Consider the following 17,305-nt stretch of genomic DNA (forward strand, 5'->3'; position numbering starts at 1 on the left):
TGATTCGCGGGTCCGGGGACGAGGACCGGTGCACGCATCAGGGCGGTCTTGCATTCAGGCGGCGAAGAGGACCAAGACATGCCGGGGGATAACCCGCCTCGCGCGGGACAGGCCGTTTCCGGCGGCCGCAACGATTCGGTGACCAAGGGTTCCGCTGCCAGAGGCGGGAGCCTTTTATGGCGCGCCGGTACCCGCGTTGGAACGCTGCTGGCGTCTTCCGCGCTCGCCGGTTCGCTGCTTGGCCTTTCGGCACACGCAGAAGCGGCTGCTGCGCCCAAAGCCGGGCTGTCGGTCGGCACTGTCGAGGTCATGCAACTCGCCATGTTTGTCGGCGTCATGGGCGCGGCACTTGTCTCGGCCATTTTTCTGATCCGCGAAAGGGCGCGCACCTCGGCGCAGAATGTCGAACTCAGAGCCCGCTTGGCCGACGTCAACGTTGCGCTGCAGCGCTCCGAGGCGCTGCTCAATCTGCGCGACCAGCGTGTCGTCGTATGGACCTCGGAAAACAAGAAACCTGAGCTCGTCGGGACATTGCCGGTCGAGAGCGGCGCCCCGGAAGACCGTGCCGCCTTCCTCGCCTTCGGCCGTTGGCTGATGCCGCGCTCGGCGGCGGCGCTCGAGAATGCCGTGGCGGCACTGCGGGAAAAGGCGAAGCCGTTCGATCTCGTCATCGAATCGCAGGTTGGTGCGCCGCTCGAAGTGCACGGGCGCAAGAGCGCGGCACACGTGCTTGTGCGCTTCGTCTCGCTTTCTGAAACGCAGCGAAGCGAAGCCAGGCTGAAAATCGAGAACCAGCGCCTCGCCGCCGACTACGACACCCTGATCGGCCTTCTCGACGCGCTCGGCATGCCGTCATGGCTGCGCACGGCGGACGGGCGGCTGAAATGGGTCAACCGCGCCTATGCCGAGGCGGTCGAAGCGGAAAATGCCGAAGCGGCCGTTCGCGACGCGAAGGAATTCCTGGGCGGCCAGGCGCGTGACGCGATCGCTGCGCAGCATAAGTCGCATCCCGTCTTCGAACAGGCGCTTTCCACCGTGATCGAAGGCGACCGGCGCATGTTCGCCGTGACCGACTTCGCCAGCGCGGACGGCTCGGCGGGTCTTGCCTGCGACACCAGTGCCATCGAAACCATCCGCAGCGAATATGAGCGGACCGTGCGCAGCCACGCCGACACGCTCGATCAACTCAACACCGCCGTGGCGATTTTCGACACCGACGAAAAATTGCGGTTCTTCAACCAGGCGTTCCAGAAACTATGGGGTCTCGACAGCGGCTTCCTGCACAGCGCTCCGGACAACGCCTTGTTGCTCGACCGGCTGCGCAGCGAGGGCAAGATCGCCGAGCAGCCCGAATGGCGGCGCTGGAAGGAAAGCCTGCTTGGGGCGTATCGCGCGGTCGAATCGCAGGAACATTGGTGGCATTTGCCGGACGGCAAGACCATCCGCGTCGTCGCCAATCCGCAGCCCAAGGGCGGCGTGACCTGGGTGTTCGAGAACCTGACCGAGAAGATGGACCTCGAAAGCCGCTACCAGACCGCGGTGCGGGTCCAGGGCGAGACGCTCGACAATCTTGCCGAAGGCGTGGCCGTGTTCGGCCCGGACGGAAGGCTCAGACTGTCGAACCCGGCATTCGCGGTGCTGTGGGGGCTGGACGCCGACGCCGCCAAGCCCAACGTTCACGTCTCCTCGATCCGCGATCTGTGCGACCGGCGTGCCGCCGACAGTCCCTGGGGCGGGTTCGTTGCCGCCATCACCGGATTCGACGATGAACGCCGAGACCGCCACGGCCAGACCGAGCTGAACAACGGCACCGTGCTGCGTTACGCGATGATCCCGCTGCCCAACGGGCAGGTGATGATGACCTTCGTCGACGTCACCGACAGCGTCAATGTCGAGCGGGCGCTGAAGGACAAGAACGAGGCGCTGGAAAAATCCGACCAGCTCAAGAACGAGTTCGTCCAGCACGTCTCTTACGAACTGCGCTCGCCGCTGACCAACATCATCGGCTTCACCGAGCTTCTTTCGCTGCCGTCGACCGGGCCACTGAGCCAGAAGCAGCGCGAATATGTCGATCATGTCGGCTCGTCTTCCTCGGTCCTGCTCACCATCGTCAACGACATCCTCGACCTGGCGACCGTGGATGCCGGCATCATGCAGCTCGATATCTCCGAGGTTCACGTCGACCGGACCATCGCCGCCGCCGCCGAGCTTGTTGCAGACCGGCTGGAGGAGCATGCGATCAGGCTCAAGGTCGACGCGGCCACCGCGCCAAAGACGTTCCACGGCGACGAAATCCGCATCCGCCAGATCCTTTACAATCTGCTGAGCAACGCCGCGAACTACGCGCCGGAGGCGAGCACCGTCACGCTCGCCTGCCGCTCGCTTGCCGAAGGTGTGGAATTCTCCGTTCACGACGACGGCCCCGGCATGCCGCCGGACGTGCTCGATTCGGTGTTCCGCCGTTTCGAGCCGCGCACCAATGGCGGCCGCCGGCGTGGCGCCGGCCTCGGCCTGTCGATCGTCAAGAGTTTTGTCGAACTGCATGGCGGCAGCGTCCGCATCGAGACCGGCAAGGACAAGGGCACCACCGTCATTTGTGCCTTCCCCGACACGCCGTCCGGCATCCGCGCGGCGGCCGAGTAGCGCGCTCGATGGCAGGCGTGGTGCTGGAGCGTTTTCTCGCCGACGAGGCTGCGACCGCAAGGCTGGGCGAGGATCTGGCCATGTCGTTGCGCCCTGGCGACGTGCTGGCCCTCAAAGGGGATCTCGGCGCCGGCAAGTCGAGTTTGGCGCGGGCGCTGATCAGGGCCATGACCGAGGACGCCAGCCTCGATGTGCCGAGCCCGACCTTCACGCTCGTCCAGAGCTACGAGGCGCGCGTTCCCGTCCACCATTTCGACCTCTATCGCCTTTCCTCGGCGTCCGAACTGGACGAACTGGGTTTCGACGAAGCGCTGGCGCAAGGCGCTGCCCTGGTCGAATGGCCGGAACGGGCAGAGGCCTATTTGCCGAAGACTTCGGTTCTGATCGAACTGGTCCATCAGGACGACGGACGCCTGGCGAGACTGTCAGGACAAGGCGCTGCCTTTGAGCGCGCGGCGCGATCGCTGGCCATGCGCGATTTTTTGGAAAGAGCTGGCTGGGGCGAAGCGCAGCGGCGGCACTTCATCGGTGACGCCTCGGCCCGCTCCTATGAGATCGTCTCGCTGGCCGGCCTGCCGCCGCGCGTGCTGATGAATTCGCCGCGGCTGGTGCTCGGGCCGCCGGTCCGCGACGGCAAGCCCTATGCGGTGATCGCCCACACCGCGCAATCCGTCTCGGCCTTCGTCGCCATCGACCGGGCGTTGCGGACCGGTGGCGTCAGCGCCCCGGAGATCCATGCCCAGGACCTGGACCAGGGCTTTCTTCTCCTGGAGCATCTCGGCTCGGAGGGGGTTCTCGACAAGCATGGCGAGCCGGTGGCGGAGCGCTACGCGGCGGCGGCCAGACTGCTTGCCATGATGCATGGCAAGGCATGGCCCGATCGCATGGAGGCCGCGCCCGGCGTCTTTCACGACGTGCCGCCCTTCGATCGCGACGCCATGATGATCGAAGCCGAATTGCTGCTCGACTGGTATGTGCCGGCGATATCAGGCGGTCCGGCAAGCGAGGCCTTGCGCACCGGCTATAACAGGGAATGGAATGCGGCCCTCGACCGGCTGGGGGGGCGCGAATACACGCTCGTGCTGCGCGACTTTCATTCGCCCAACATCATCTGGCGCGGCGAGCGCACCGGCCACGATCGCCTCGGCATCATCGACGTCCAGGACGCGCTGATCGGCCCCTCCGCCTACGATCTCGCCTCGCTCGCCATGGATGCGCGCGTCACGCTTTCGCCTGAGATCGAGAAGCGGACGCTCGATGCCTATATCGCCGCGCGCCATAAGGCCGGCGCTTTCGATGAAGAGGAGTTCGTCGAAACCTATGCAATCATGGCGGCGCAGCGCAACTCGAAGATCCTCGGCATTTTCGTCCGGCTCGAAAAGCGCGACGGCAAGCCCTATTATCTCAAGCACCTGCCGCGCATTCGCGACTATCTCCGCCGGGCGCTGGCGCACCCAGCGTTGGCCAGCCTGCGGGATTTCTACACCGCCAACGGCTTGCTGGAGGAACGGCCGCTGTGACGTCACGCCCCAAGACCGCAATGGTGCTTGCCGCCGGGCTGGGAAAGCGCATGCGGCCGATCACCGACACGATGCCAAAACCGCTGGTCAAGATATCAGGCAAGACATTGCTCGACTGGAGCCTGGACGGCCTGGCTCGCGCCGGCGTCGACAAGGCCGTGGTCAACGTCCATTATTTCCCCGAACAGATCGTCGCCCATGTCGCCGCGCGCTTCGCGCCGCGGGTCGTCATTTCCGACGAAAGCGAAAGGCTGCTCGATTCCGCCGGCGGCATCGTTCATGCTTTGCCGGAACTGGGCGAGGCTCCCTTCTACATCGTCAACGCCGACACCTTCTGGATCGACAGCGGCATGCCCAACCTTGTTCGCCTTGCCCTTGCATGGGATGCGGCGAAAATGGATATTCTGCTGATGCTTGCGGATCTCCAGTCAGCGACCGGACACAGCGGCGGCACCGATTTCCTGATGGCGCCGGCCGGCGCCTTGCGGCGTTCGAAAGGCGATCCGGCGGGCCTGATCTATGCAGGTGCCGCGATCGTCCATCCGCGTCTTTTCAACGATGCGCCGGCTGGGCCGCACTCGCTCAACGCCTATTTCGATGCCGCCATCGCCGCCGGCCGCCTGTTCGGCATGATGATGCACGGCCGTTGGATCACTGTCGGCACGCCCGACGCCATTCCGCTTGCGGAAGCGGCGGTCGCCGGCGCGCTTGCCGAATCGCCCAGCGCCTTTGATGAGTTGAAATGAGCGGCTCCCGCCGCGTTTTCTCGATCCCGCCCGGAGCGCCGTTTCTGCCGACGCTGGCCGATGCTTTGCTGTCGGGGCGTCTCGTTCCCGGTTTCCGCTTCGACGGTGACCCGTTGGCGTTGGCCGACGCCACCATCTATGTGCCGACGCGACGCGCCGCGCGGGCGCTGCGCGGCGTCTTCGTCGACCGTCTGGGTGGCCGCTCCGCGATCCTGCCGGTCATCCGCCCGCTCGGCGAGTTCGACGAGGACGAAGCTGCATTCGAGGCCGATGCATCGGCGGCGATCGGCCTCGCACCGCCGATCGCCGCGATCGAACGCCTTTTGCTCCTTGCACCGTTGGTGCGGGCCTGGAAGCGCCGCCTGCCGGCGCATGTCGCAGCACTTTTCGATGAGGAGATCGTCGTGCCGGCCTCCGCCGCCGATGCCATCTGGCTGGCGCGCGACCTTGCCCGGCTGATGGACGAGATCGAGACGGAAGGCACCGACTGGACCAGGCTTGCCGATCTGGTGACCGGAAACCTCGCCGGCTGGTGGCAGGTCACGCTCGACTTCCTGAGCATCGTCACCGAAAACTGGCCGAACCTCCTCGAGGAGCGCAACCGCTCCAACCCGGCCGCGCACCGCAATGCGCTGATCGGGCTGGAAGCGGCGCGATTGAAGCGCAATCCGCCCGCTGGGCCGGTGATCGCCGCCGGCTCGACCGGATCTATTCCCGCCACGGCCGAACTGCTTGCTGTGATCGCCGGCCTGCCCAGCGGCGCGGTCGTGCTGCCCGGCCTCGACCTGATGCTGGATGAGCCGTCTTTCCAGGCAATCGCGGCGCCCGGCACCCGACCGGCCCTGCTTGGTCATCCGCAATACGGCCTGGCAAAACTGATCGGCAAGATCGGCGTGCCGCGTGGCGATGTCGAGGAGATTGCCAGTGCCGAAAGGCGGCTCACGCTGCGCGCCGCGCTTGTCGGCGAGGCACTGCGGCCGGCCGAAACCACCGAATTGTGGGCTGAGACGCGTGCCGGCTTTGCCGCCGGAGACGTCACGGAGGCGTTCGTCGATGTGACGCTTCTCGAAGCCGCCGGCGAACGCGACGAAGCGGTGGCGATCGCCGTCGCGCTCAAACGCGCCGTCGAACAGCCGGGTCAGAGCGCGGCACTCGTCACCGGCGACCGCGCCTTGGCACGGCGCGTCTCCGTCGAGCTCTTGCGCTTCGGTGTCGTCGCCGACGATTCGGGTGGCACGCCGCTCGCCAACACGCCCGCCGCCAGCCTGCTCAGGCTGGCGCTTCAGGCCGCGTTCCGGCCCGGCGATCCGGTCGCCCTGCTGTCGCTGCTCAAGCACCCGCTGCTTGGCCTTGGCGTGGAACGCGCGATCGTCCGTCATGCCGCCGAGATCGTCGAACTGGTGGCCCTGCGCGGCGGCACCGGCCGCCCTGACGTCGCATCGCTGGCGGAGCTCTTCGAGACCCGCCTCACTGCCCTCGGCGATACCCGCCCGCCCTTCTGGTTCTCCCGCCTGACTGTGCGAAACATCGGCAGCGCCCGCGAATTGCTCGCTCGCCTTGCCGCCGCGCTGGCGCCGCTGATCGACTTTCGCAGTCAAGCCGAAGCCGATCTTGCCGCATTGACCCGGGCCAGTGTCGTCGCGCTCGAAGGTCTCGGCCGCGCTGCGGACGGCAGCCTGAGCGAACTCTATACGGGCGATGCCGGTGAAAAGCTCGCCGAGCTCTTGCGCGGGCTGGTTGCTGCCTCGGCATCGTTCTCCTTCGCGGCGGACGAATGGCCCGATGTGATGGAGGCGCTGATCGCGCCCGAGACGGTCAAGCCGGCGCAGGGCACCGACAGGAACATCGCCATCTGGGGCGCGTTGGAAGCCCGGTTGCAGAACGTCGACACACTGGTCATCGGCGGGCTCAACGAAGGCGTGTGGCCGCGCAAGCCGGAAAGCGACCGCTTCATGTCGCGGTTGATGAAAACCGGCATCGATCTCGAGCCGCCCGAGCGGCGCATCGGCCTTGCCGCCCATGATTTCCAGATGGCGATGGGGGCGAAGAAAGTGGTGCTGGCGCGCTCCGCCCGCTCCGGCGACGCGCCGGCGGTGCCATCGCGCTGGCTGCAGCGCATGCTGACCTTCATCGGCAAGGACCATGCGGCGGTGCTTCGCCGGCGTGGTGATGAATTCCTGTCCTGGGCACGTGCGCTCGATGCCGGCGAAAGGAGAGATTTCGCGCCGCGGCCGCAGCCGAAGCCGCCGCTGATCGTGCGGCCGCAGCATTTCTCGGTCACCGAGATCGAGACGCTGCGCCGCGACCCTTACGCGATCTACGCCAGGAGGATTCTCGGCCTGATGCCGCTCGATCCGGTCCTCCGCGATCCGGGCGCCGCCGAGCGCGGCACGCTGTTTCACGCCATCCTGCATCGCTTCTCGGCGAGGGTGGCCGATCCGCTTGTGCCGGAGGCGCTGGACGGTCTCATCGCCGCCGGCCGCCAATGCTTTGCCGAGGCGGCTCTTCCTCCCGATGTCGAGGCGGTGTGGTGGCCGCGCTTCGAAAAGCTCGCCGCGGGCATCATCGAATGGGAGCGCGGCCGCGCCTTCGCCGTGACAATGCGGCATGCAGAGGAGCGCGCCGAGAAAACCGGCGTCGGCCAGTCCGGCGTGACGCTGTCCGGCTACGCCGATCGTGTCGATCTGCTGGCCGGCGGCATGGCCGACATCCTCGACTACAAGACCGGCTCTTCACCGTCCAAGGCGCAGGCCCACACGCTGCTTTCGCCGCAGCTGGCGCTGGAGGGCGCGCTGCTCAGGCGCGGCGCCTTCAAGGGGCTTGGCGCGCGCGAGCCGTCGCAGCTGGCCTTCGTCAGGCTGAAGCCGAATGGCGAGGTGTTCGAGGAATCCATCCTCGAATACAACCGCAAGCCGCGAACCGCCGCCGATCTCGCCGAGGAGGCCTGGGCGCGGCTCGAAAAACTGCTGATCCACTATGCCGACCCGGCGACCGGCTATCTGTCGCGCGCGCTGCCGTTCCGCGAGGGCGAGACCGACGGCGACTACGACCATCTCGCCCGTGTGCTCGAATGGTCTGCCGGCGGCGACGCCGACGACGAGGGAGGGGAGGCATGAAGAAGGCCTATCCCATCCCGACCGACACGGCGGCCAGCCAGGCAAGCGCTTCCGACCCGCAAAATTCCGCCTGGGTGTCGGCCAATGCCGGATCGGGCAAGACCCATGTGCTGGCCCAGCGCGTCATCCGTCTTCTGCTGCGCGGCACCGATCCGTCGAAGATTCTGTGCCTGACCTATACCCGCGCCGCCGCCGCCAACATGTCGAACCGGGTGTTTTCGACGCTGTCGGAATGGACGGCGCTTGGCGACGCGGAACTGGCGACAAGGATAGAGGCGCTGGACGGTCGCCAGCCCGATCGCGAAACCATGCGCCGCGCCCGCCGGCTGTTCGCCGAGGCGCTGGAGACACCGGGCGGGCTGAAGATCCAGACCATCCACGCCTTCTGCGAATCGGTGCTGCACCAGTTTCCGCTGGAAGCCAACATACCGGCCCATTTCGAAATGCTCGATCCGCAGATGGAGGCGTCGCTCTTCGCCGCTGCCCGCCGCGACATGATCTCGGGCACGACCGCCGGCGATGCGGGACTGGCCGAGGCTTTCGCCACCATTCTGGAACGCGGCGGCGAACACGGGCTCGACGCCTTGCTGGCCGAGATCGTGCGCAAGCGCGATGGTCTGCGCGCCTTCATCAGCGCGGCCGGCGGCGATGGCTTCCGGGCGCTGTTCGACGAGTTCAGGTTTCGCACCGGCCAGACCGCCGAAGGCCTGGCGGCGTCCGTCTGGCCGCTGCCGGGCTTCCTGCCGGACTATTTCATCACCTTTGCCCGCGCTGCCGAAGCCGCCGATGCCCGCATCGTATTGAACAATCTGCTGCCCTATGCGCGTCTTGCCTTCGCCGAGGACGATCCGCTTCGCCGGCTGCAATTGCTGGCAAAAGCCTTCCTGCGGGCGGATGGCGAGCCTTATGAGCCGGCAAAGACGTTCAAGAAGGCGTTGCTCGACCGGCTGCCCGATCTTGCCGAGCGCTATCTGGCGGCGGCCGACGCCATCCTGGAAATCTCCGACCGATTGGCGCTGTTCAGGATGCTGGAGGGCACACGTGCTGCGCTGACCATCGCCGACTGGCTGATCACCCGCTACGAGCACTTGAAGCGCGCCCGCGGCTTCCTCGACTTCAATGACCTCATCACCCGAACGGTCAATCTCCTGGCGCGGCCCGACGCCGGTCCCTGGGTGCAGTACAAGCTCGACCAAGGCATCGACCATATCCTGCTTGACGAAGCGCAGGACACCAGTCCCGACCAGTGGGAGGTGGTGAAGCGGCTGGCGGAAGAATTCTTTGCCGGGCTCGGCGCGCGCGACAACGTTCACCGCACGGTCTTTGCCGTCGGTGATGAAAAACAGTCGATCTATTCCTTTCAAGGAGCGGCGCCCGACTCCTTCGCCGACTCAAGGCTCCTGTTTGCCGGTAAAGTACGCGACGCCAACGCCGCCTTCGCCGATCTCAAGCTGACCTGGTCCTTCCGCTCGACCGACGACGTGCTTGCGGCGGTGGACCGTGTCTTTGCCGACCCGGTCGTGCGGCGCGGCATCAGCCACGATCCCGATCCGCTGAACCACAAGGCGATCCGCACCGACGCGCCAGGCTATGTCGAGGTCTGGCCTTCGATCGGCGCCGACGTTGTCGACGAGCCGGACGACTGGACGCAAGCCGTCGACCACGCCCATGCGCCGGCGGTGCGCGTCGCCGAAAACGTGGCGGCGACCATTGCCGGATGGATCGGCGCCGGCGAGATCATCGAGGGCCGCGGCAAAAGACTTCGGCCCGGCGATGTGCTGGTGCTGGTGCGCAAGCGCGATCGTTTCGTCCATGCGCTGACGCGCGCGCTGAAGCGCCGCGACATCCCGGTCGCCGGCGCCGACCGGCTCAGCCTGCCCGGTCATATCGCGGTGAAGGACCTGATCGCGCTCGGCCACTTTCTCATCCAGCCGCAGGACGATCTGTCGCTTGCCGCCGTGCTGCGCAGCCCGATCTTCGATGTTTCGGAAGAGGTGCTTTTCGCGCTCGCGGGCGAGCGGCCGTCCGGCCTCTCCTTGATCGCCTCGCTCAGGCGGCATGCCGGCGAAAGCGCTGCCTTGGCCGCAATCGCTGCCCAACTCGACACATGGTCCGATGAAGCCGCATTCAAGCCTGTGTTCGAATTCTATGCCGGGGCTCTCGCCCGTGACGGCCTGCGCAAGAAGATGATCGCGCGGCTCGGGCCGGAAGCCGGCGACATTCTCGACGAGTTCCTGAGCTTCTGCCTGGCCGAGGAACGAACCGGCCTGCCGGGCCTGGAGTCCTTCCTGTCGACGCTGGAAAACGCCGGCCCCGAGATCAAGCGCGAAATGGACCAGACCCGCGACGAGGTTCGCGTCATGACCGTGCATGCCGCCAAGGGCCTGGAGGCGCCTGTGGTGTTCCTGGTCGATGGTGGCTCGGCGCCGTTCAGCGACCAACATCTGCCGCGACTGATGCCGTTCGATGGCTCGGGCGAACATTGGGGCGGCAAGGGCTATCTCTGGCGCTCGGCCAGCGACGTCGCCAATGGATTTTCGCGAGCCGCTTCGGTCCGCGCGCGCGAACTCGCCGACGACGAATACCGCCGGCTGCTCTATGTCGGCATGACCCGGGCCGAGGACCGGCTGATCGTCTGCGGCTATCACGGCAAGCGGGCGCCGAATGCGGGCACCTGGCATTCGATCGTCAGCCGCGCGCTGGTCGGCGCCCCCGAAAGCGCGGAGCGGCGGCACCCCGCCACCGGCGAGGCCGTGCATCGCTTTCACGTGACAAAATTGCCGCCGGTCGCACAGGCGGCGGCCGAAGAGGCGGCGCAGACGCAACAGTTTGCGCCGTTGCCGGAGACGCTGTTCCAACCCTTGCCGCCCTTCGAGGACCTGCCGCGGCCGCTGTCGCCCTCCGGCGCCTCGGCGCTGATCGACGAGGCGAAGGAAGCCGTGATCGATACCGGCTCGCCGGTGCTGGACACCGAGGCGGAGCCTGGTTTTGCCGTGATGCGAGGGCTGGCGCTGCACAAATTGCTGCAGATGCTGCCCGGCATTGCGGAGGCCGAACGCCGGGGTGCCGCGGAGCGTTATCTCAAGCGCGCCGGCGCGCAATGGCCTGAAACCGAGCGCGACAAGGCCTTGGCCTCGGTGGCGGCAATCCTCGCCGACAGCCGCTTCGCCTCGTTATTCGCATCATCGTCGCGCGCCGAAGTCGCCGTCATGGGCAGCCTGGAGGTGAAGGGCAAGCTGCGCTCGATCTCCGGCAAGATCGACCGGCTGGCGGTAACCTCAGGCAAGGTTTCGATCGTCGACTACAAGACCAACCGGCCGGCGCCGGCAGCGCTGGCGGACGTTCCGCCGGCCTATGTCCTGCAGCTCGCGCTCTATCGTGCGCTGCTCCAGCCGCTCTACCCCGGGCATGAGGTCTCGGCGGCGCTGCTGTTCACCGAAGCGCCGCGGCTGATCGAGCTGCCGGCAAGGGCGATGGACGATGCCCTTGCCCGACTCACGGGAGCGTGACACAACACCTGCTTGAACAAGGACGCGATAACCACCACATTTGGTGCGAAAACAACCCTCGAAAGGATTTCAGCATGGCCACCGTTAAGGTCGACAAGAGCAATTTCCAGGCTGACGTGCTCGACGCCAAGGAGCCGGTCGTGGTCGATTTCTGGGCGGAATGGTGCGGCCCGTGCAAGATGATCGCGCCGGCGCTGGAAGACATCGCCACCGAACTCGGCGGCAAGGTGAAGATCGCCAAGCTCAACATCGACGAGAATCCCGAGCTTGCCGCGCAGTTCGGCGTGCGCTCGATTCCGACGCTGATGATCTTCAAGGGCGGCGAAATGGCCGACATGAAGGTTGGCGCGGCACCCAAGACGGCGCTGTCGCACTGGATCAACGGCAACCTCGCCTGATCCGGCACGAAATCCTGCAGACAAGCCCAGCTATCGCGCCGGGCTTTTTGTTGGCGTTATCGCTGGAGCGTTCTGGCACTCGCGCTGATGCGCGTCATATCCTCTGCTCGGCAAACAGGAGAGCTCCATGACAGGATCCGCCAAAGCCACCGTCTTCATCGACAATGATCGCGTCATCGTCACCGAATACCGCTTCGCGCCGGGCGACAACACAGGCTGGCACCGTCATGGCCACGACTACGTCGTCGTGCCGCTCATGGACGGCAAGGTCAAGCTGCTGACCAAGGACGGCGAATCCTTTGCCGAGATGAAGAAGGGGGCGCCCTATTTCCGCAAGGAAGGCGTCGAGCACGATGTCATCAGCGCCAATGAGGGTGAATACGCCTTCATCGAGATCGAACTGAAGTAATTCACCAAGGGACGGCGCCCGAGATCACCAGTCGGCGATGCGATCGCCGCCGGTGAATTGGGCGCTTTTTGCGGTATACTCGAACAGCTCGATCTTCACGCCGTTGGGGTCGCGGATCCAGGCTTGGTACGTGTCATCGCAGGCATGCTTCTTGGCCGTGACATCGATGCCCTTCGACCTGATATGGGCGATCGCCGCGTCGATATCTTTCACTTCAAGGCAGAAGTGGTTGATCTGGTTGAGCTCGCTGTGGCTCGTGCCGTCTTTCTCGAACACCTCGACATGGCTGCGGCCGCCGCAATTGAGGTAGAAGCCGAAGATCTTGCCGTCGCGCAGGAAATTGAACTGAGTGTCCAGGCCGAGCACGTCTCGGTAGAAACTCCGCGTCGCCTCCAGATCATGCGCGAAGATGCAGACATGAGCAAGCTGCTTTACCTCGATCATGAATGGCTCCTTGCGCTGGTCGCGACAAATCGGATGTTCAGGTCGGCGGCGTACCGTTCTCGGCCAACACCGCGCCGGCCAGGTACAACGAGCCGCTGATCAGGATGCGCGGCGGCGGTCCGTCCCAGCCGTCGCGCAGCAGCATCAGCGCATTGGCGACGGAGCTCACTGGTTCGGCCGACAGCCCGGCCTCGATGGCGCGGATCGCCAGTTCGTCATTCGGCACGCTGGCTTCGCTGAGGCTCACCGGCACCGTGTAGACATGCCGGACCAGACCCTTGAAGGCGCGGAAATAGCCGGTCTGGTCCTTGGTGTTGATCATGCCGGAAATCAGGAACAGCGGCCGCGGGTTCTTTTCCTCCCGCTCGGCCAGCGCCTCGGCGACGACCATGCCGGCGCCTGGATTGTGGCCGCCGTCGAGCCAGATTTCGGCGCCCTTCGGCGCCAGTTCCGTCAGCCTGCCTTGCGGCAATTTCTGCATCCGCGCCGGCCAGGCGGCATTGGCCATCGCCTTCTCGGCGGCGCGGTGGTTGATCTCGAAGCCCGCCGCCTTGACCGCCGCGATTGCCGCTGCCGCGTTGGAAAACTGGTGGCGCCCCGGCAGGCGCGGCGGCGGCAGGTCCATCAAACCGTCTTCGTCCTGATAGACCATCCGGCCGTTTTCCTCGAAGGCGAGGAAATCCTGGCCATAAACGAAAGCGGGACAGTCGAGCCGCTCGGCGGTTTCGATGAGCACCTGCAGCGCCGTTTCACTTTCCTGCGCGCCGATGACCACCGGGCAACCGCGCTTGATGATGCCGGCCTTTTCAGCGGCGATCAGTTCGACACGGTCGCCGAGATAGGCTTCGTGGTCGAGCGAGACCGGCATGATCACCGACACCGCCGGCTCGGTGACGACATTGGTGGCGTCGAAGCGGCCGCCGAGGCCGACCTCGATGATGACGGCATCCGCCGGATGTTCGGAAAACAAGAGGAAGGTGACGGCGGTCAGGATTTCGAAGACGGTGATCGTCTCGCCTTCATTGGCCTTGGCGACGCGGGCGATGGCATCGGCGAAAACCTTGTCCTCAACCAGCCTGCCGCCGCCGTCGGCGGCCAGCCGGTAGCGCTCATGCCAGTTCACCAGATGTGGTGATGTGTGGACATGGACGCGGTGGCCGGCCGCTTCGAGCAGCGCCTGCGAGAAGGCGGCGCAGGAACCCTTGCCGTTGGTGCCGGCGATGTGGATGACCGGTGGCAGATGGTCCTGCGGATTGCCCAGCCGCTCCAGCAGCCGCGAAATGCGGTCGAGCGAAAGGTCGAAGCCCTTCGGATGAAGCGACATCAGGCTTTCGATTTCGCGGTCGGCGGCAAGCGTGGTCATGGGAGAATCCTAGGCGCGTCGCGGACGACGCGCAATCGCGGTTCGCGGCGAAGGATGTCGCTTCAGGCTTGCGGGCGCGCCTCCGCCGGGATCGCCACCGGAGGCAGGATTTCCGGCTCCAGCGGTTTTTGCTCTTCCGGCAGCTTGAGCAGCATTTTCAGGAGCCGCGCGATCGTCTGGCGCATCTCCAGTCGCGAGACCACCATATCGACCATGCCGTGCTCCATCAGATATTCGGAGCGCTGGAAGCCGTCGGGCAGTTTTTCCCTGATGGTCTGCTCGATGACGCGCGGCCCGGCAAAGCCGATCAGCGCGCCGGGTTCAGCGATGTGCACGTCGCCCAGCATGGCATAGGAGGCGGTGACGCCGCCGGTGGTCGGGTTGGTCAGAACGACGATATAGGGGAGGCCGGCCTCCTTCAGCCGATCGACGCCCACCGTGGTTCTCGGCAATTGCATGAGCGACAGGATGCCTTCCTGCATGCGGGCGCCGCCGGAGGCCGCGAACAGGACCAGCGGCCGTTTGCGCTGCAGAGCGACCTCGAAGCCACGAACGATGGCGTCGCCGGCGGCCATGCCGAGCGAACCACCCATGAAGGCGAAGTCCTGCACGGTCACCACCACCGGTAAGCCTTCGACGGTGCCCAGCGCATTGATGATCGCGTCCTCCAGCCCGGTCTTGGCCTTGGCGTCCTTCAGCCTGTCGGTGTAGCGCTTCTCGTCACGGAACTTCAGTGGATCCTGCACGACCCTGGGGTTTTCGAGCGTCTCGTATTTGCCGTCGTCGAAGAAGAATTTCAGCCGCTCCTTGGCCGAGATCTTCATGTGATGGCCCGAAGACGGGATGACGAACTGGTTCTGCTCCAGATCCTTGTGGAAGACCATCTCGCCGGTCTCGGGATCCTTGATCCAGAGATTCTCAGGCATGTCGGTGCGCCGGCCGAGCATCGAATTGATCTTCGGGCGAACGTAGTTGGTGATCCAGTTCATCGCTTCGGCTCCTGTCCTGACGAAGAGGTAGGAAAGACGTAGGAAGACTATTCGGCGGCAGCAAGGCGAGCCGCGCGCACGCCTTGCGAAAGCCCGCTGACCAATGTGGCGACCGCCTCGGCCGGGTCGGCGGTCTTTTCGCCCTTCGGCCCCAGAACATTGGCGACCGCATTGACGATCGCAGTGCCGACGACGACGCCGTCGGCATTGGCGCCGATCACCCGGGCCTGCTCGGCGGTCTTGACGCCGAAGCCGACACAGACCGGCAGGTCGGTATGGCTCTTGATGCGCCCGACCGCCGCCGCCACCTTGCCGGTGTCGGCCAGCGCCGACCCGGTGATGCCGGTCATCGACACGTAGTAGACGAAGCCCGACGTGTTCTGCAGCACCTTGGGCAGGCGCTTGTCGTCGGTGGTCGGCGTCGCCAGCCGGATGAAATTGATGCCGGCCTTCAGCGCCGGGATGCAAAGCTCCTCATCCATTTCCGGCGGCAGATCGACGACGATCAGCCCGTCGATGCCGCTGGCCAGCGCATCCCTCAGGAAGCGGTCGACACCGTAGATGTAGATCGGGTTGTAGTAGCCCATCAAAACGATTGGCGTCTCATTGTCGCCGGCGCGGAATTCCGACGCCATCCTCAGCGTCTTGACCAGCGTCTGGCCGCCTTTCAGCGCGCGCAGGCCGGCCGCCTGGATCGCAGGGCCGTCGGCCATCGGATCGGAAAACGGCATGCCAAGCTCGATGATGTCGCTGCCGGCGCCGGGCAGTGCCTTCATGATCGACAGGGAGGTGTCGTAGTCCGGGTCGCCGCCCATGAAATAGGTGACGAGCGCCGGGCGCCCTTCGGCCTTCAGCTTGGCCATGCGGCGGTCGATGCGGGTGGTCATGATCAGATCTCCATGCCCAGCATATTGGCCACCGTATGCACGTCCTTGTCGCCGCGGCCGGACAGGTTGACGATGACGATCTGGTCCTTGTCCATGGCGGGCACGATCTTAACCGCATGCGCGATGGCATGGGCGGATTCGAGCGCCGGAATGATGCCTTCGACGCGGGTCGTCAGCTTGAATGCCTCCAGCGCCTCGTCGTCGAGAACAGGCACGTATTCGACGCGGCCCGAGTCGCGCAGCCAGGAGTGCTCCGGCCCGACGCCCGGATAATCGAGGCCGGCTGAGATCGAGTGCCCGTCCATGATCTGCCCGTCGGCATCCTGCAGCAGATAGGTGCGGTTGCCATGCAGCACGCCGGGCGCGCCGGCGTTCATCGAGGCGCAATGCTCGATGCCGTCGAGACCGCGGCCGCCGGCCTCGATGCCGATGATGCGAACGTCCTTGTCGTCGAGGAAGGGATGGAACAGGCCGATGGCGTTGGAACCGCCGCCGACACAAGCGATGATGGTGTCCGGCAGCCGGCCTTCCTGTTCGAGAATCTGGGCGCGCGCCTCGGTGCCGATCACCGACTGGAAGTCGCGCACCAGCTCCGGATAGGGATGCGGGCCGGCGGCGGTGCCGATCAAATAATAGGTGTCCTCGACATTGGTCACCCAGTCGCGCAGCGCCTCGTTCATGGCGTCCTTCAGCGTGCCGTGGCCGGCGGTCACCGGCCGCACCTCGGCGCCGAGCAGCTTCATGCGGAAGACATTGGGGCTTTGCCGGGCGACGTCGGTGGCGCCCATGTAGACGACACAGGGAAAGCCGAAACGCGCGGCCACCGTGGCGGAAGCGACACCATGCTGGCCGGCACCGGTCTCGGCGATGATGCGCTTCTTGCCCATGCGCTTGGCCAGCAGGATCTGGCCGAGGCAGTTGTTGATCTTGTGCGAGCCGGTGTGGTTCAGATCCTCGCGCTTGAAATAGACTTTCGCGCCACCGCCGAGGCCTTTCGCCGAGGAAACCTCACGAAGATGCCTGGTCAGGCCTTCGGCAAAGTAAAGCTTCGACGGCCGGCCGGCATAGTGGGTCGAGAGGTCCGTCAGCTCGGCCTTGAAATCCGGGTCGTCCTTGACCTCGTTCCAGTGCCGTTCGAGGTCGAGGATCAGCGGCATCAGCGTCTCGGCGACGAAGCGGCCGCCAAAGATGCCGAACATGCCCTGTTCGTCGGGTCCGGTGCGGAAGGAATTGGGTATCGCCGGCTTGTCCATCGCCGATCTCCTGGCTTGTAGTTGGAGC

General features: G+C 65.6%; 12 protein-coding genes. 7 read left to right on the forward strand and 5 right to left on the reverse strand.

Annotated features, from left to right (window positions below; translation table 11 throughout):
• The first annotated feature begins 78 nt into the window (after nt 1–78).
• From E5X88_RS11095 to E5X88_RS11125, 7 genes are all read left to right on the forward strand, one after another.
• Nucleotides 79–2,643, forward strand: coding sequence for a PAS domain-containing sensor histidine kinase (locus E5X88_RS11095; RefSeq protein ID WP_292161272.1), 2,565 nt, complete (start codon nt 79–81; stop codon nt 2,641–2,643).
• A gap of 8 nt (nt 2,644–2,651) precedes the next feature.
• Complete coding sequence (gene tsaE / locus E5X88_RS11100; RefSeq protein ID WP_292161273.1) at nt 2,652–4,163, forward strand: tRNA (adenosine(37)-N6)-threonylcarbamoyltransferase complex ATPase subunit type 1 TsaE; 1,512 nt, start codon at nt 2,652–2,654, stop codon at nt 4,161–4,163.
• Nucleotides 4,160–4,909: a nucleotidyltransferase family protein gene (locus tag E5X88_RS11105; RefSeq protein WP_292161274.1), complete on the forward strand. Its 750-nt coding sequence runs from the start codon at nt 4,160–4,162 to the stop codon at nt 4,907–4,909. The genes tsaE and E5X88_RS11105 overlap by 4 nt, the downstream gene beginning before the upstream one ends.
• Nucleotides 4,906–8,025, forward strand: a complete 3,120-nt coding sequence (gene addB / locus E5X88_RS11110) for a double-strand break repair protein AddB (RefSeq protein WP_292161275.1) — start codon at nt 4,906–4,908, stop codon at nt 8,023–8,025. Before E5X88_RS11105 ends, addB begins: the two co-directional genes overlap by 4 nt.
• The gene (gene addA / locus E5X88_RS11115) at nt 8,022–11,534 is read left to right on the forward strand and encodes a double-strand break repair helicase AddA (protein ID WP_292161276.1); all 3,513 of its coding nucleotides are present in this window, start codon (nt 8,022–8,024) and stop codon (nt 11,532–11,534) included. The genes addB and addA overlap by 4 nt, the downstream gene beginning before the upstream one ends.
• A gap of 74 nt (nt 11,535–11,608) precedes the next feature.
• The gene (gene trxA / locus E5X88_RS11120) at nt 11,609–11,932 is read left to right on the forward strand and encodes a thioredoxin (RefSeq protein ID WP_292161278.1); all 324 of its coding nucleotides are present in this window, start codon (nt 11,609–11,611) and stop codon (nt 11,930–11,932) included.
• Between the two features lie 127 nt (nt 11,933–12,059).
• Nucleotides 12,060–12,341, forward strand: coding sequence for a cupin domain-containing protein (locus E5X88_RS11125; RefSeq protein WP_126036949.1), 282 nt, complete (start codon nt 12,060–12,062; stop codon nt 12,339–12,341).
• Between the two features lie 24 nt (nt 12,342–12,365).
• Here E5X88_RS11125 and E5X88_RS11130 read toward each other — a convergent pair whose 3' ends face one another.
• The 5 genes from E5X88_RS11130 to trpB form a co-directional block, all read right to left on the reverse strand.
• The gene (locus tag E5X88_RS11130; protein WP_292161279.1) at nt 12,366–12,785 is read right to left on the reverse strand and encodes a VOC family protein; all 420 of its coding nucleotides are present in this window, start codon (nt 12,783–12,785) and stop codon (nt 12,366–12,368) included.
• A gap of 37 nt (nt 12,786–12,822) precedes the next feature.
• A complete protein-coding gene (locus E5X88_RS11135; protein WP_292161280.1) occupies nt 12,823–14,148 on the reverse strand; it encodes a folylpolyglutamate synthase/dihydrofolate synthase family protein in 1,326 nt (441 codons plus the stop codon).
• A gap of 62 nt (nt 14,149–14,210) precedes the next feature.
• Entirely contained in the window at nt 14,211–15,137 is a 927-nt protein-coding gene (gene accD, locus E5X88_RS11140) for an acetyl-CoA carboxylase, carboxyltransferase subunit beta (RefSeq protein ID WP_292161281.1), read from the reverse strand.
• A 47-nt stretch (nt 15,138–15,184) separates the two neighbouring features.
• On the reverse strand, nt 15,185–16,024 hold the full coding sequence (gene trpA / locus E5X88_RS11145) for a tryptophan synthase subunit alpha (RefSeq protein ID WP_292161282.1): 840 nt from the start codon (nt 16,022–16,024) through the stop codon (nt 15,185–15,187).
• Between the two features lie 2 nt (nt 16,025–16,026).
• On the reverse strand, nt 16,027–17,277 hold the full coding sequence (trpB, locus tag E5X88_RS11150) for a tryptophan synthase subunit beta (RefSeq protein ID WP_292161283.1): 1,251 nt from the start codon (nt 17,275–17,277) through the stop codon (nt 16,027–16,029).
• Between the last annotated feature and the right edge of the window lie 28 nt (nt 17,278–17,305).

This window comes from Mesorhizobium sp., from assembly GCF_004962245.1.
In the GTDB taxonomy this organism is placed as follows: domain Bacteria; phylum Pseudomonadota; class Alphaproteobacteria; order Rhizobiales; family Rhizobiaceae; genus Mesorhizobium.